Here is a 14,433-nt window from a genome sequence, read left to right on the forward strand (position 1 = left end):
GTTGTAACTATGCTTTGCGACGGCGTGCTGCGCCCAAGCCTGCAATGCCTAATGCTAACAAAGCAAACGTAGCAGGTTCTGGAACTTCAGTCAGCGTTACGTTGTCTAGGAACCCGCCTAGCGTATTAGCTGTGCCGAATGCTTCAAAACCTAGGCTCATCTCACTTGCTGTTGCAACTAGCAATGTTGAGAAGTTTGTCCAGCTATTCATATCACTGCGTTGCTCTGAAACAGCCATTACTGGGCTAGAGTTCACATCGAACATAGTTTCCCAATATACGTTTATGCCATTGTCATCGCCGCTGTTGTTAGTACGTGGGCGATACCAGAATGACAACTCGTACAGTCCGCCTGTCGATAAACCATTGAACGACTGAGCCATAAATGAATTGGTTGAACCGTTGCTGCCACGAACACGATGAGAGTCCAATTCTACGTATTGATCGCCGTGCTGTGCGTTAACAACTGTGCCGCTTTGTTGAATTTCAATGCCCGTGCCTGAAACCGTGCCCCAGCCATCAATAGAATCAAATACTTCCCAGCTAGACCCACCATTGTTGTCTACACTATCAAGATCGGGTGTTTCAAATGATCCGTTTGTCATTAGGTCTGCACTAGCTGCCGCTGCGATAGTAAATGCGAAAGCTGCTGCACTTATTTTAAAAATTGTCTTAATGCTCATTGGTAATCCCTTACTGGAAATTAGTCGATAGTGTGTCTATCAATCAGGTGCAAAGCAATTATCAGGCCAATAGATAAGAGCCCAATATATAAGACTATTAGCCCACTTTTGTTAACGAGGTGTAAGTTTTACCGACAATTTTTTGTGATGAATATCACAAAGCATAAACCTTAGATATTTTTTCTATAAATCAGCATATTTTGGTTAAAACCCGACCATTTGAACCAGTTTAATGCTGGAATTCCAGCATGAGCCTGCTGAAAACTGTAAAAAAAGCTGACAGGGGGGGGTGAATAAGCTGCAAGTTTTTAGCTGCAAGTAAGTTCAAATGCGAAAAGGGCAGCCGTTCTCTCCTATCTCTTGACCTTACTTGCAACTCGCAGCTTGAAGCTCGCGGTCGCCCAAAGGGCGACCGTTCTATCTCTATCCTATCCCTCCCCCAACAACCATGCTAAACTACTGTACAAACAACCAGCAGTGATATCCATGCAACGAAAAATAATCCATATTGATTGCGATTGCTTTTATGCGGCGGTTGAAATGCGTGACTTTCCGCATTTGCTGGGCAAGCCCGTAGCGGTGTCGGGTACGAGTTTGCGGGGGGTTTTATCTACCTGCAATTATGAGGCGCGGGCCTTTGGCTTGCACTCTGCCATGCCTACCCACAAAGCGGTGGCTCTATGCCCACATGTCATTCTTCAGCCACATCGCTTTGATGCCTACCGTGAAGCTTCTGAGCGTATTCAGGCTATCTTTTTACAATATACCGATACCATTGAGCCACTCTCGCTCGATGAAGCCTTTTTAGACGTTACCGGCTCAGATCTTTTCTCAGGCAGTGCCACCTTGTTAGCTGAGCATATTCGCCAGCAAATAGAAAAGGAGGTGGGCATTACTGTGTCGGCGGGTATTGCTCCTAATAAATTTTTGGCCAAAATCGCTTCCGATTGGAATAAGCCTAATGGCTCTTTCACGATTAGCCCTGCTCATGTTGAGCGCTTTGTTTATCAGTTGCCGGTTAAGAAAATATTTGGTGTTGGCGCAAAATCTGCCGAACGGCTAAAGCAGTTTGGCATTGAAACCTGCAGTGATTTACATGGTTATTCTGTAACAGAGCTTATTAACCAGTTTGGTAAAAGTGGTTTGCGATTATATGAGCTTAGCCGTGGCATTGACGATCGCCCGGTTAACAATGACCGTACACGTAAGTCATTGAGTATCGAGCATACATTCAATACTAACCTGCCCACTCTAGGTGCTTGCTTAGGTAAGCTGCCCAACCTTTATGAAACACTCATATCGAGATTAAAAAAGAAACAAGATTTAGGCATTCGTAGCTTGTTTATGAAGATAAAGTACGCTGATTTCCGCCAAACCACCATTGAGCGATGCTTACCGTTAGATTCACAAAGTTATCAATCGCTACTGCTATCAGCTTTGAAAGACCACCACCAGCCGGTGCGGCTGATGGGGTTAGGTGTGCGCTTTAAAGACGATGATAAAAACCAACTTAGCTTATTTTGACGAGCGTTGATCACGCATTTGGTCAAACATATCGGCGTTTATTGTACCTTCGACTGGGGTGATTTTTTTATGCAATGCTGTTTTTGATAGCATGTGTGCTGTAATGGGCGCTGTTAAAAATAGAAACAAGGTAATGAGTATTTCTTTAACAGTAATGCCCTCTACTTGCCCTGAAAAAAATATAATAGAACCAATAAGTATTGCACCAATGCCCAAGGTACTGGCTTTAGTGGGTGCATGTAAACGCATATAAAAATCGGGCAACTTGGTAAGGCCAATTGAGCCTATCAATAAAAATGCGCCGCCAATTAATAAAAAAACTGAAGCAATAATTTCATTCATGGTTGCTACCTAACCTATTCAATGATGTCGCCGCGCAGCAAAAACTTGCACACGGCCGATGTACTGACAAAACCCAGCATGGCAATAAACAATGCGCCTTCATAATATAAAGGCGAACCCATATACAGCCCTAGCAATACAATAAGCGCAATGGCGTTAATGTACATGGTGTCGAGCGCTATAATACGGTCTAGCATGTGTGGGCCTTTCATAAAGCGCCACATATTTAACAGAAGTGCAACGCCAACAATGGCACCGACCAACATAACAACGATATTTAACATTGAAATATCTCCTTCAGTGGTGCTTCATACCGGGTCTTAATTAAATTTATGAGTGCTTGCTCATCTTCAATGTGCAAAGCATGAACATACAAGACTTTTCGATCTGCCGATAACTCAGTACTGACTGTGCCTGGTGTTAACGAAATTGTGCTTGCTAACAAAGTAATTGGCAATGGCTCGGCCATATCTAATGGAATGGCAATAAACCCTGGTTTTAACTTTGACGTTTTACCTAGCACTTGCTTGGCCACGGTAAAGTTAGAAACTACGATATCTGAAAGCATGATCAGAAAATATTTAAACGCCTTGCGGTGCTTTTTAACGCGCATACCTTCACGCTGAAAACCTCCAACTACCGCTGGTATTCCAATAGATAAAACCACAGCTAAAAGTATATTCGCCATAGAATAACTGCCGGTGAGTAAAATCCAGATCACGAATAAAAATATGAAGTTAAAGAAACTGGGCCGTTTCATTTTTTTTCTAGTGGCCATGTGAAACTCCCTCACCGTCGTCAATAACTTTCTGAATTACAGCGTTGCTAGTAAATAAATCATCTGCGGCTTTTTCAGTGTAAGCCGTCACAGGGCCAGCGAAGATTGTTAGTACGGGTGTTGCCATTAGTAGCAGCACAATTGCGGCAATTTGAATGGGTGCCGATTTTTCTTTACCGGGTTTATTGCCTGATAAATGCCAAAAGATTGAAGTGCCTGCTCTTGAAAACGCAATTAATGCCATCAAACTTGCGATCAATATTGTCGACCATACCCACAACTGCTCTGTGCCATCAGTTACACTCACCAATATATATGCCTTGCCAATAAAACCAGACAGCGGCGGTAGGCCAACAGCGGCAATTGCACAAAATAAAAATAGTATGCTTAAGATTGGCGCTTGGGCCATGGGCTTTGAAAACACAAAGCGATCTTGCGCTGCGCCACGCTGCGTTGATATTAGATCGGCGAGTAAAAACAATGCCCCTGCAACCAAAGTTGAATGTATTAAGTAATACAGCCCTGCCGACAGTGAATTGCCATCGTTAACAACAAAGCTCAATAACAAAGTACCCACCGATACCAAAACGATATTAGAGGTAAGCATTTTTAATGACGGAGCAGCCAGAACACCGATGGCCGCGAGAATTAACGTGCCTATCGCCATAGGCCATATCCACGGTGTGGCCATATTTGCTAAATCACCGGCACTGTCACCGTATACTGAGCCGAAAACTCGGTAAATACTGTAGATACCTACTTTGGTCATGATCGCAAATAATGCAGCTACCGGCGCCGCTGCCGCCGTATACGTTTTGGTTAACCAAAATTGCAGCGGCAGCATAGCTGATTTGATGCCAAACACTAACAGCAGCAACAGACCACCTGCTTTAGCAAGCGTTTGTTGTTCGTCGGTTAAGTAGGCCATATTATCAGCCATGTCGCCCATGTTGAGCGTACCTAAAGTTCCATACAAGGTACCTAGGGCAATTAAGAAAAACGCAGAACCTACTAAATTGGTGAATACGTAGTGCACACTCGCTGCTGTTTTAGCTTTACCACCGCCATGTAAAAGCAAAGCGTAAGAAGCTATCAACAACACTTCGAAGAATACAAACAGGTTAAACATATCACCGGTCAAGAATGCCCCGTTTATGCCCATTAGCTGAAACATAAACAACGGATAGAAAAAACGACCCGTGCGTTCATCGACAGCCGAGCCATACAATATTGCACAAAATGCTAGAAACGCGGTTAGAGCAACCATCAATGCAGATAAACGATCGGCTAGTAAAATAATACCAAAGGGTGGCTGCCAGCCACCAAGTACATAGACTTGTGTTTGTTGGGAGACAGTATTGATTAATAAAACGGAAATAACCAGCAAAGCTACCGAGCCAATAAAAGCGATCCAGCGCTGTATGACGAGACTATTCGCGATACTCGGCATTAACATGATTACGCCTAAAAATGCAGGGACAATTATTGGCAGTATAGAAATATGGTCCATTAATTACCCTCCCGATTACGATCAGGTAAGTCAGGTTGGTTGCCATCTACATGGTCATTGCCTAAATCACCTCGTGCTCGTATCGCGAGTATCACGGCGAACGCTGTCATCGCAAAGCCAATGACAATAGCGGTTAACACCAATGCTTGTGGTAACGGGTCAGTAATGTTTTCATTTTGTCCTAAAATGGGCGCAGAATTGACCGCTAAGCCACCACTTGAAAATAGGAACAAGTTCACCCCGTAAGACAGCAAGGTAAGGCCAACAACCACCGAGAAAGTCGAGCCTCTTAATATTAAATACACACCGCAACTGGTTAAGATGCCAACACAAAAGGAAAATATTAATTCCATTACAGCTCTCCTTCTTCACGAAGGCGACTTGAGCTTGTCAGCCCGCCTAGATTTGCCAAAATTAACATCACTGCACCAATCACTGTTAAGTAAACCCCTAAATCAAATAACATGGCACTGGCCAATTCAATTTCTCCAATAATTGGGAAGTCGATATAATCATGCCAGCTGGTTAAAAAAGCTTTGCCGAGCAATATTGGCCCTAGACCCGTCGTAAGTGCTATGAGTAAACCGCTACTGATAAAGGTTAGATAATTAATTTTAATTCGGTTATGCATCCATTGTGTACCATGGGCAATGTATTGTTGGATGATGGCGATTGAGGTAATTAGACCCGCGATAAAACCGCCGCCAGGTAAATTGTGACCACGTACAAATATGTACAGAGAAACCATAATCGCTAGCGGTAGAAGTGCTTGTGAAATAACGCTAAACATCATTGGATGTTTATCTTTGGACCAAGGAAGCCCACTGGCACTGGTTGACGGCATAGAAACTCGCATGCCCGCAATAAGCTTATAAATACCAATGGCGGCAATGCCGAGGACGGTAATTTCACCGAGTGTATCGAAACCACGGAAGTCGACCAGAATAACGTTAACGATATTCGTACCACCGCCACCGGTTTTTGCGTTTTCGGTAAAGAACCAAGATATGGTTTCAGTTGATCGCGTCATCAAAGCATAGTTAATGGTACCCACGACACCGCCAATTAAAACGGATATTGAGAGGTCTCTTACTATGCGGCTCGGTGAGGAGTAGTTCACAATCACTTGTGGTAAAAAATGCAACGCAAGTAACAACAAAATAATGGTTACCACTTCAACGGACAATTGCGTGAGGGCAAGGTCGGGTGCGGAATACAATGCAAATGTAATTGAGACGATCAAACCAACAATAGACAGCAACAACAAGGTTAATATTCTAATGTAGTGCCAGGCCACCGTTGCTACTGCAGAAACACATAGCAAAATAGCACCGGATAACATAACTGTATTAGTCGGCAGATGCGGCCTGAGGCCCGCTGTTGTAGTTAACCCCACCATTGGCACTATGGTCATCGCTAGGGCAACCAATACGATGAAAAACAATCCACGTTGCAGTGAGCCATTTTCAAACCAGTTTATAAATCGTCGGAAGTAATCACGCAATTGCTTAACGGCTACGTCAAAAATTTCGCTTTCATTGCGTTCAGGAAAGCGGGATTGAAAACTAAACAAGCTCTCGCGGTTAATATACAACACGGCACCACCGGCCATGGCAATGGCACTCATGAGTAGCGGCATATTGAAGCCATGCCATAGCGCCACATGGAAATCTTCTGGATAGCTACCTACAACTGACATCGAGGCTGCTTTTAGTATACCTCCGATGAAGAAGTCAGGGAAAACACCGACGACAACGCACAAAACAACCAGTATCTCCACCGGTACCCGCATATAGCGCGGCGGCTCATGTGGGATAATGGTCTTACTTTTTATATCATCGCCAAAAAATACATCGTGAATAAAGCGCAATGAATAAGCAACGGCCAGTGCCGCGCCGATAGTTGCAAACACAGGGATCATCCAACTCAGCGAGCCGATTGTGCTTTGCTCTATTGTTTCGGCGAAAAACATTTCTTTTGATAAGAAACCATTGAGTAACGGCACCCCAGCCATCGAAGCAGACGCAACCATAGCCAGTGTTGCAGTGTGCGGCATGTAACGCCATAAACCAGATAAAATACGCATATCGCGTGTGCCGGTTTCATGATCAATAATGCCTGCTGCCATAAACAAAGACGCCTTAAAGATGGCGTGGTTGATGATATGAAAAATCGCCGCAATGGCGGCTAACTCAGAACCCAGTCCGAGCAATAAGGTAATTAAGCCCAAATGGCTGACCGTTGAATAAGCCAACAGCCCTTTTAAATCATGTTTAAACAAGGCGACGTAAGCACCCACTAACAAGGTCATCAACCCGGTCAGTGTGACAATTAAGAACCAAGCTTCAGTACCGGCTAACACAGGGTACATTCTGGCCAATAAAAAGATACCCGCTTTCACCATGGTAGCGGAGTGTAAGTAAGCACTTACGGGTGTGGGTGCCGACATGGCATGGGGCAACCAAAAATGGAACGGAAATTGAGCCGACTTAGTAAAAGCCCCCAAGAGCACTAAAATAAGCATTGGGAAATAGGTGTCGCTGTTGCGCAGTAAGTCGCCGCTGCTTAATACTGCATCAAGGCTGTAAGACCCAACGGTTTGACCAATCAGAATAACGCCACCCAATAGCGCTAAGCCACCGGCACCCGTTACCGCCAGCGCCATACGTGCACCTTTACGGGCCTCGCTTTTATGATGCCAATAACCAATTAACAAGAATGAGGTTAAGCTGGTCAGCTCCCAGAAAAACCACATTTGTAATAAGTTATTCGACAATACAATGCCAAGCATGGCGGTCATAAATAAAAGTAAGTAAGCGTAAAACTGCCCCATCTTATCTTTATCGGATAAATAGTAACGTGCGTATAAAATAACTAGCAGCCCGATGCCTAGAATAAGAAAAGAAAAGAGCATCGCTAAGCCATCTAAACGAAAAGAAAATTCCAAGCCAAGGGCTGGCACCCAGTCTATTGCGAAACGGATTGATTCGCCTGCAAACACCGCGCCCATATTTGCTAATACAATGATCAGCGCCAACGCTGGGAACAAACTCGTTGCACTGGTACAGATATTTCGACCATAGCGGCTTGTTAACAACGGGGCTAAGCTACCAACAAAAGTCAGTAACGGGATCCAATACAAATTCAACACAGTATACTCTCCAAGCATTTTCTTGTGTTTTTGCGCCTAAGCAGGCTTCAAAAATGGCAATAATACGGTATAGCGTAGATGAAAAATTAACATGGTTCGATTGTTTTTTAATAAAATGACTATAACCAGACACACTCAGTCGCTAAGGTTTGACCATCAACAGTGCGTTCTATCCATTCAATGAGGCGCTCAGATTCCTGCTCAACGTCTGTTTTTTGAAAACCAATGACAGTGATCGCTATACGAGCTTTGTCTATCTCAACATAAGGTTCAATGCTTAAGGCTATGTTTACTTGCCCCTTTAAATAGGCACGTAGCACACCCATGGCGCGATGTAATTCAGTGCTATTGGCTACATTTGGAACATAAAGGGCCATCTGGATCAATCGGATGTGTATTTTCACTGTTTTTATCTCTGTTTTTCTGTAAAAGTGATCGGTGTCAGGCTTAAATTACAACTTGGTCATGGGTAAATGTCATCGTTGTGACGGGGCCATTGGAAAGCTATCAAAATTGGTCTAATCTGGGTAGCACTGATCTCATTTTGCTTAATTAGGAAATAACATGTTCAAAAACTTAAAAGCCATTGGTATTACGGACGTTGAAGCGATAGAAAAGTATACAGTTCGCACCGAAGGCAATCATGATGTTTTAAAAGTTTACTATAAGCGCGAAAAAGGCGATATGTTCGCACGCAGCGAAAAATTCAAATACCCACGTCAAAGCAAGCGCGTTAAAGTAGACAGCGGCAGCAACAAATACAATGCAACGTCTGAAATTGCACCAACATTGCGTTATGTCATTGAAGAGCTCGACAAAGTAGCCAATAAAGTTGTCTTAGCCGAGGTTGACCCTAAAACCAGAATTTTGGCCGACCTTCGTCATCTAGAAAAAGTCGTCAATTCCAAAATCAAAGAAATTGAAGCCGATCTCGCAAAGCTTTAGTTTTTAAGATTACTCCATTACCGCGCTCTGATATCATTTAGCTATCTCGCGCGGTTTTTTATGTCCGCCGTACACTCAAACAGAGAAATACTACGTGCTCGACTACCTACTGTTTTCCATCGAAATTTCACTACCTATTGCCATCGTTATTATGCTGGGCATTTGGTTTAAACGCTTAGGCATCATTAACGATGCTTTTACCCAAGCCGGTTCTAGCTTGGTCTTTAAAGTCACCCTGCCTAGCTTGTTGTTTATCAATATTGTTCAAACCAACGCCTCATTGGCCAGTGGCGGCACGCTCATTGCGTTTGCAGCCGCCATGAGTGTGGGTTGGTTTGTAGTGCTCTCTGTCGTCACTTACTGGGTAACTAAGCACCGTGATGAGCGCGGTGTGTTTGTTCAAGGCTCTTTTCGCGGCAACATGGGTATATTGGGCTTAGCCTACGTTTTAAGTGCCTTTGGCCAAGAAGCAGGGGCATTGGCGTCGCTTTATTTGGCGGGCATCACGCTGGTTTATAATATATTGGCGGTGCTAACATTAAACCGCTGGGCTTATCAGCAAGGCGACGACTCTGCGGTAAAATCAACGGTCTACAGTTTAATTAAAAACCCATTAATTATTGCCATCCTCATCGCCTTTAGCTGGCGTGCCACTGGCATTCCCGTGCCTAACTTTGTGATACATTCGGGTGAATATTTGGCTCAGCTCACCCTACCATTGGCTTTGTTGTGCATTGGCGCGAGCTTGTCGTGGAGTGGGTTTATTTCATCGGGGCGCGTGACCCTAATTGCGACAACTTTTAAGTTAGTTTTAATACCCTTTTCTTCGGTTGTTATTGGTCATTACTTAGGTTTTGAGGGGATAGACCTAGGGGTTATGTATTTAATGATGGCCACACCAACAGCCGCAGCGAGTTATATGATGGTGCGCGCAATGGGCGGCAATGCAAATATGGCGGCCAGTATTATTGCGTTTTCAACAGTGATGAGTTTGTTTACAACAAGCATTGGATTGGTCGCGATGAAAGCTTTAAATTGGATATAGAGTACAAGGGAGGCAGTAAAACAATCAGCCAGAGCGCCAACAATAGGCGGTGGCTGATCAAAGACAACGACTAACTAATGACCTCCAGTTTACGAATCTGCTACCCTACTGACAAACGACATATTTTATTTAACAGATGAGATTTTCTAACCCATCCTATGGCCATTAACCGTTTACCTCCCCTTAATGGGCTCAAAGCCTTTGAAGCTGCTGGCCGTACCGGCAGTTTCCAAGGGGCTGCGCGTGAACTTTATGTGACACCTTCTGCGATTAGCCATCAAGTTAAAAGCCTAGAAGAGTTTCTCGGTGCTGACTTGTTTGAGCGTAAAGTCAGACGAATTGAACTGACCCCAGCAGGTAAGGATTACCTAATTGCGGTTTCGCACGCCATTAAGAGCATTGAAATGGCGACCGAAAAGCTAATTTCGGCAAACAGCGTAGAAGAATTAAAGCTGTCGGTTGTTCCAGCGTTTTTGGATCGTTGGCTCATGCCGCGCTTGTCTGACTTCACCCGTCGGCACCCAGAAATAGATTTAGACATATCTAATTCAGGTTCCAATAATGAGCTTGATCACAACGATGTTGATATGGCGGTCTATTTTGGTAATGGAGACTGGCCCGAAGTTGAATGCCAACATTTACGCTCTTCCGTGCTTGTGCCGGTCTGTTCACCCTCATTTTTGGCGCAGAACCCCATTCATGAGCCACGCGACGTTCTAAAATATCGCTTATTGCAGGTTAAAGATCGCCCTGATGAATGGCAAAGTTGGTTCGAACTTTCGAATATAAGCTTTAAACCAGCCCAACGCCTAATGAATATGAGCAGTGGCATGTTGACGGCTCAAGCGGCTCGCAACGGCATGGGCATAGCCTTAACCGACCCCAATCTCACTGCAGAAGAGATAAAACGAGGCACGTTACTCATACCTATTGAGTTGAGCCTTGAGTTGCCAAAGTCTTTTTACCTAGTGCATCGCAAAGATGTTGAGATGACCCGCGCGATGGAAGTTTTCCGTGCTTGGCTAAATCAGCAGATGGGAATTGCGCCTTAAACTGGCGCTCGTTTCCATTTGACGCTATATTTGACGTCAACAAAAAAGAAACTGTCTGATGAATGCACCACAGTACGTTGCCGCCGTAGACTTAGGCTCCAACAGCTTCCATCTCGTTATTATGAAAAACGAGAGCCATGGCCTGACATCCGTTGATTGTCGGCGAGAGCTCGTGCGCCTTGCTGCCGGAGTAGATGGCGGCAAAGTTAACCATGAAACCAAGTCTCGAGCTTTACGCTGTTTATCACACTTTCATGACCATCTAAGTACCTTCTCTTCTATTGCCGTTTCTGCTGTTGGCACCAGTGCCTTTCGCAATTTAGATCAAGATAATGGCTTTTTCGAGCTAGCTAAAGCGACATTAGGTCATGATATCCGCATACTTTCTGGTGAAGATGAAGCTCGCTATATTTATCGTGGTGTTTCTCAAGGCCAACCAGATCAAAAACGATTCGTCATCGACATTGGCGGCGGCAGTACTGAAATGATCTACGGAGAAGGCCGCGAACCTAAGGTGGTTGCCAGTTTAGAGCTGGGTTGCGTTACCTTAACCTCACGCTTTCTCGATTATGACAAGTTGCCGCAAGAACAATTAAACCAGTGCATCAGCTATGTAGACGAACAAATAGCTACCATTGCAAAACGCTTCGAAGGCATCAACTGGGAAGATGCCATGGGCTCTTCTGGCACGATTAAAGCCGTCAGTTGGGCCATGCACAATTTGGGCATTGCTGAAGAAGGCATTATTCGGCGTAAACAATTAGACAGATTACTTCCCGTTTTAACTCAAGCTGAAAACCAACATCAGTTATCACACCTGTTAGAACTCAACCCTCGTCGAATCGCCGTATTTGGCGCCGGTTACATTATTTTGAATCGTTTGTTTCACGGTTTTAATATTGAAGAACTGCGAATTTCAAATAAAGCCATACGAGAAGGCCTGATAGACGAGCTGGTAGCCCCAACCTACACTGTCGATTAACCCGCTTATTCGCTGATACTCACTCAAGGAGATTAACGTGCTGCTCAATTGTGATCTTGGTGAAAGTTACGGTCAATGGCAGCTAGGCAACGATGCCGAAGTGATGCCTCATATCGACATGGCCAACATAGCTTGCGGCTTCCACGCCGGTGACCCTACTACCCTTGCTAACACCATTGCCCTAGCCAAACAGCATCAGGTTAGTATCGGCGCGCACCCTTCTTACCCTGATCTAGCCGGTTTTGGTCGACGCAGCATGAAGCTCACTACCAACGAACTAACTCAACTTATGCATTACCAAATTGCCGCTCTTGAGGGTATGGCTAAATGCCAAAGCATGAGCCTTAGTTATGTTAAGCCACATGGCGCACTTTATAACGACATGATGGCCGATGAACAATTACTTCGCACGTTACTCCAAGCCGTAGCCAGCTACCCCAGCGATTTAAAATTTATGTTGATGAGCACAGCCGCGCACCAAAAACACCGTGAGCTGGCGAACAGCATGGGTATAGAATTGTTATTCGAAGTTTTTGCTGATCGACGCTACACCGAAGCGGGCTTATTAATGCCACGAAGTGAAGTAGGTGCGTTGCTCAATACTGCCGACATGCTAGAGCAGGTGACATTGATTGCCACTAAGCAAAAAGTTATTACCGCTGACGGCTCTTTATTGCAGATACCGATGGATTCATTATGTGTACATGGCGATAACCCAACCGCCGTTGCACAAATTAAACAAATTCGTAAATTGGTGACGCCATGAAACTTGAGGTGGCGTCAGAAAACTCGGTTATTTTATACATTACCGACAAACCAAGCCGTGCAACTATTCGGCAAATGCATTCGTTAAGCGATTTAATTCGCCTTAGCTTAACCGATGTTTTGATCGACCTAGTGCCTTCTTACACCTCTATTTTAATTCACTTTGATCCACTAAAAACCGATCACCGCAGCGTTGGCCAAAAAATAAAGGAACTGCTTCCTTCCCTTAAGGATCACCACAGCCACCAGCTCACCGGTAAATTAGTGCGCTTACCCGTTTATTATGGGGAGGAAGTCGCTCTAGATTTAGAACGCATCGCTCAACACCATAAGCTTAATCCTGAAGAAGTCGTCACGGCTCATTGCCAAAAAATTTATGATGTTTATGCCATTGGCTTTGCGCCGGGTTTTGCTTACCTTGGTGAAGTAGAAAAACACATTGCCATGGCGCGGTTAGAAGCGCCTCGAGCTTCAATACCGGCGGGCTCGGTGGCCATTGCCGATAAACAAACGGCTATTTACCCCGCAGCCACGCCAGGTGGTTGGAATATTATTGGTCGCTGTCCAAGTGTTTTATTTGACCCCGATGCAACCCCAAGCATGCCGTATCAAGTTGGTGATCAGGTTCAATTTATGGCCATCAACCGGCAAGAGTTTTTAGATTTAGGTGGCACACTATGAAGTTATTTAGTGTGTTGCAACCTGGTCCGCTGACTACCTTCCAAGACTTAGGTCGCACTGGGCAAATGGCCCTAGGCCTAACCGAAGGAGGCCCAATGGATGTGCGTAGCTTTGTGATCGCCAATCAATTGGTAAGCAACGATATCAACAAAACCGCCCTAGAGATCACCTTAGGGGGCTTAACGTTGCAGTGTCTTGCGCCCTGCTCTGTTGCGGTGACTGGTGCGTTTAGTCCTGTCTCTATTAACGGTAAGCCACAGTCACTTTGGAAAACGTTAAAGCTTAAACCTAACGACACTCTCGAGATTGGTTTCGCCGCTTTAGGTGCTCGTTCTTACTTGGCGGTAAGTAGCGGCTTTGACGCGCCAGCTTGGTTTGAAAGCTCAGCAACCGTCGTGCGCGAAAATATAGGTAAGCCTCTGGTTAAAGAACAACAATTGAGCGGCCATGAAAGCTATCACTGTGAAGAGCTATCGCTACCCTACTTACAACAGCCTCAGCTAAAAAAACAGGTCGAGCTTCGCTACATTAGAGGCTATCAAGCTAAGCAGTTTCCTGAACTAGCGCATTCGGTATTTACCACTGGCCAATACACCTTAAGCAAACAGATAGATCGAATGGGGTTTCGCTTAGAGGGAGCTGTTATTAATTCAGACTTACGCGAGCTTTATTCTGAAGGTATTGCGCGAGGGGCAATTCAAGTTACTGGCGCTGGCCAACCCATTATTATGATGCGCGACCGTCAGACTATTGGTGGGTACCCTAAGCTAGGTTCTGTTATTAGCCCAGATTTAGACAAGCTAGCGCAATTAACTCAGGGTGCGACGGTAACTTTTGTGCCTATCTCAGCCGATGAGGCAATTAGAATTTATCGCGATTATTGGCAAGCATTGCTCGACCTGCTTTGAACTTTGCAAAGCAAAATTTCTGACACCACGCTGCTCCATAAATACTTCACAGCGTAAATAGGGTTCAG

General features: G+C 44.8%; 16 protein-coding genes. 8 read left to right on the plus strand and 8 right to left on the minus strand.

Annotated features, from left to right (window positions below):
* Positions 1 to 7 precede the first annotated feature (7 nt).
* Positions 8 to 682, minus strand: a complete 675-nt coding sequence (locus tag ACI882_RS05385) for a PEP-CTERM sorting domain-containing protein (protein WP_411746376.1) — start codon at positions 680 to 682, stop codon at positions 8 to 10.
* 486 nt (positions 683 to 1,168) lie between these two features.
* On the opposite strand from ACI882_RS05385, the gene dinB reads away from it, so the two are divergent.
* Positions 1,169 to 2,206 carry a DNA polymerase IV gene (gene dinB / locus ACI882_RS05390; RefSeq protein WP_411746377.1) on the plus strand — a complete coding sequence of 346 codons (1,038 nt, stop codon included), beginning with the start codon at positions 1,169 to 1,171 and terminating at the stop codon, positions 2,204 to 2,206.
* Here the strand turns inward: dinB and ACI882_RS05395 are convergent.
* The 7 genes from ACI882_RS05395 to ACI882_RS05425 all read right to left on the minus strand — a co-directional run bounded on the left by ACI882_RS05395 (position 2,198) and on the right by ACI882_RS05425 (position 8,391).
* Positions 2,198 to 2,548 carry a Na+/H+ antiporter subunit G gene (locus tag ACI882_RS05395; RefSeq protein WP_411746378.1) on the minus strand — a complete coding sequence of 117 codons (351 nt, stop codon included), beginning with the start codon at positions 2,546 to 2,548 and terminating at the stop codon, positions 2,198 to 2,200. The two genes, dinB and ACI882_RS05395, sit on opposite strands and share 9 nt — an antisense overlap.
* 14 nt (positions 2,549 to 2,562) lie before the next feature.
* Entirely contained in the window at positions 2,563 to 2,832 is a 270-nt protein-coding gene (locus ACI882_RS05400) for a K+/H+ antiporter subunit F (protein WP_411746379.1), read from the minus strand.
* Positions 2,826 to 3,326: a Na+/H+ antiporter subunit E gene (locus ACI882_RS05405; RefSeq protein WP_411746380.1), complete on the minus strand. Its 501-nt coding sequence runs from the start codon at positions 3,324 to 3,326 to the stop codon at positions 2,826 to 2,828. Before ACI882_RS05405 ends, ACI882_RS05400 begins: the two co-directional genes overlap by 7 nt.
* Positions 3,316 to 4,836, minus strand: coding sequence for a monovalent cation/H+ antiporter subunit D (locus tag ACI882_RS05410; RefSeq protein ID WP_411746381.1), 1,521 nt, complete (start codon positions 4,834 to 4,836; stop codon positions 3,316 to 3,318). The genes ACI882_RS05405 and ACI882_RS05410 overlap by 11 nt, the downstream gene beginning before the upstream one ends.
* Positions 4,836 to 5,189, minus strand: a complete 354-nt coding sequence (locus tag ACI882_RS05415) for a Na+/H+ antiporter subunit C (protein ID WP_411746382.1) — start codon at positions 5,187 to 5,189, stop codon at positions 4,836 to 4,838. The genes ACI882_RS05410 and ACI882_RS05415 overlap by 1 nt, the downstream gene beginning before the upstream one ends.
* A complete protein-coding gene (locus ACI882_RS05420; RefSeq protein WP_411746387.1) occupies positions 5,189 to 7,984 on the minus strand; it encodes a monovalent cation/H+ antiporter subunit A in 2,796 nt (931 codons plus the stop codon). The genes ACI882_RS05415 and ACI882_RS05420 overlap by 1 nt, the downstream gene beginning before the upstream one ends.
* Before the next feature lie 122 nt (positions 7,985 to 8,106).
* Positions 8,107 to 8,391, minus strand: coding sequence for a hypothetical protein (locus ACI882_RS05425; protein ID WP_411746383.1), 285 nt, complete (start codon positions 8,389 to 8,391; stop codon positions 8,107 to 8,109).
* Positions 8,392 to 8,551: 160 nt separating this feature from the next.
* Here ACI882_RS05425 and ACI882_RS05430 point away from each other — a divergent pair, with 160 nt between their 5' ends.
* From ACI882_RS05430 to ACI882_RS05460, 7 genes are all read left to right on the plus strand, one after another.
* Entirely contained in the window at positions 8,552 to 8,932 is a 381-nt protein-coding gene (locus tag ACI882_RS05430) for a DUF3461 family protein (protein ID WP_411745050.1), read from the plus strand.
* Positions 8,933 to 9,026: 94 nt separating this feature from the next.
* Complete coding sequence (locus ACI882_RS05435) at positions 9,027 to 9,977, plus strand: AEC family transporter (RefSeq protein ID WP_411745049.1); 951 nt, start codon at positions 9,027 to 9,029, stop codon at positions 9,975 to 9,977.
* Positions 9,978 to 10,135: 158 nt separating this feature from the next.
* The gene (gene gcvA / locus ACI882_RS05440) at positions 10,136 to 11,029 is read left to right on the plus strand and encodes a transcriptional regulator GcvA (protein ID WP_411745048.1); all 894 of its coding nucleotides are present in this window, start codon (positions 10,136 to 10,138) and stop codon (positions 11,027 to 11,029) included.
* A gap of 58 nt (positions 11,030 to 11,087) precedes the next feature.
* Complete coding sequence (locus ACI882_RS05445; RefSeq protein ID WP_411745047.1) at positions 11,088 to 12,011, plus strand: hypothetical protein; 924 nt, start codon at positions 11,088 to 11,090, stop codon at positions 12,009 to 12,011.
* A gap of 37 nt (positions 12,012 to 12,048) precedes the next feature.
* The gene (locus ACI882_RS05450) at positions 12,049 to 12,777 is read left to right on the plus strand and encodes a 5-oxoprolinase subunit PxpA (RefSeq protein WP_411745046.1); all 729 of its coding nucleotides are present in this window, start codon (positions 12,049 to 12,051) and stop codon (positions 12,775 to 12,777) included.
* Positions 12,774 to 13,457: a 5-oxoprolinase subunit PxpB gene (gene pxpB / locus ACI882_RS05455; RefSeq protein WP_411745045.1), complete on the plus strand. Its 684-nt coding sequence runs from the start codon at positions 12,774 to 12,776 to the stop codon at positions 13,455 to 13,457. Before ACI882_RS05450 ends, pxpB begins: the two co-directional genes overlap by 4 nt.
* Complete coding sequence (locus ACI882_RS05460; protein WP_411745044.1) at positions 13,454 to 14,365, plus strand: biotin-dependent carboxyltransferase family protein; 912 nt, start codon at positions 13,454 to 13,456, stop codon at positions 14,363 to 14,365. Before pxpB ends, ACI882_RS05460 begins: the two co-directional genes overlap by 4 nt.
* Positions 14,366 to 14,433: the final 68 nt, after the last annotated feature.

This window comes from Reinekea sp. (assembly GCF_046710285.1).
GTDB lineage: Bacteria > Pseudomonadota > Gammaproteobacteria > Pseudomonadales > Natronospirillaceae > Reinekea.

What these genes read in the sequence shown, in the direction of transcription:
- ACI882_RS05385 (WP_411746376.1), bottom strand. Translation starts at nt 682, where the DNA reads ATGAGCATTAAGACAATTTTTAAAATAAGTGCAGCAGCTTTCGCATTT.
- dinB (WP_411746377.1), top strand. Translation starts at nt 1,169, where the DNA reads ATGCAACGAAAAATAATCCATATTGATTGCGATTGCTTTTATGCGGCG.
- ACI882_RS05395 (WP_411746378.1), bottom strand. Translation starts at nt 2,548, where the DNA reads ATGAATGAAATTATTGCTTCAGTTTTTTTATTAATTGGCGGCGCATTT.
- ACI882_RS05400 (WP_411746379.1), bottom strand. Translation starts at nt 2,832, where the DNA reads ATGTTAAATATCGTTGTTATGTTGGTCGGTGCCATTGTTGGCGTTGCA.
- ACI882_RS05405 (WP_411746380.1), bottom strand. Translation starts at nt 3,326, where the DNA reads ATGGCCACTAGAAAAAAAATGAAACGGCCCAGTTTCTTTAACTTCATA.
- ACI882_RS05410 (WP_411746381.1), bottom strand. Translation starts at nt 4,836, where the DNA reads ATGGACCATATTTCTATACTGCCAATAATTGTCCCTGCATTTTTAGGC.
- ACI882_RS05415 (WP_411746382.1), bottom strand. Translation starts at nt 5,189, where the DNA reads ATGGAATTAATATTTTCCTTTTGTGTTGGCATCTTAACCAGTTGCGGT.
- ACI882_RS05430 (WP_411745050.1), top strand. Translation starts at nt 8,552, where the DNA reads ATGTTCAAAAACTTAAAAGCCATTGGTATTACGGACGTTGAAGCGATA.
- gcvA (WP_411745048.1), top strand. Translation starts at nt 10,136, where the DNA reads ATGGCCATTAACCGTTTACCTCCCCTTAATGGGCTCAAAGCCTTTGAA.
- ACI882_RS05445 (WP_411745047.1), top strand. Translation starts at nt 11,088, where the DNA reads ATGAATGCACCACAGTACGTTGCCGCCGTAGACTTAGGCTCCAACAGC.
- pxpB (WP_411745045.1), top strand. Translation starts at nt 12,774, where the DNA reads ATGAAACTTGAGGTGGCGTCAGAAAACTCGGTTATTTTATACATTACC.
- ACI882_RS05460 (WP_411745044.1), top strand. Translation starts at nt 13,454, where the DNA reads ATGAAGTTATTTAGTGTGTTGCAACCTGGTCCGCTGACTACCTTCCAA.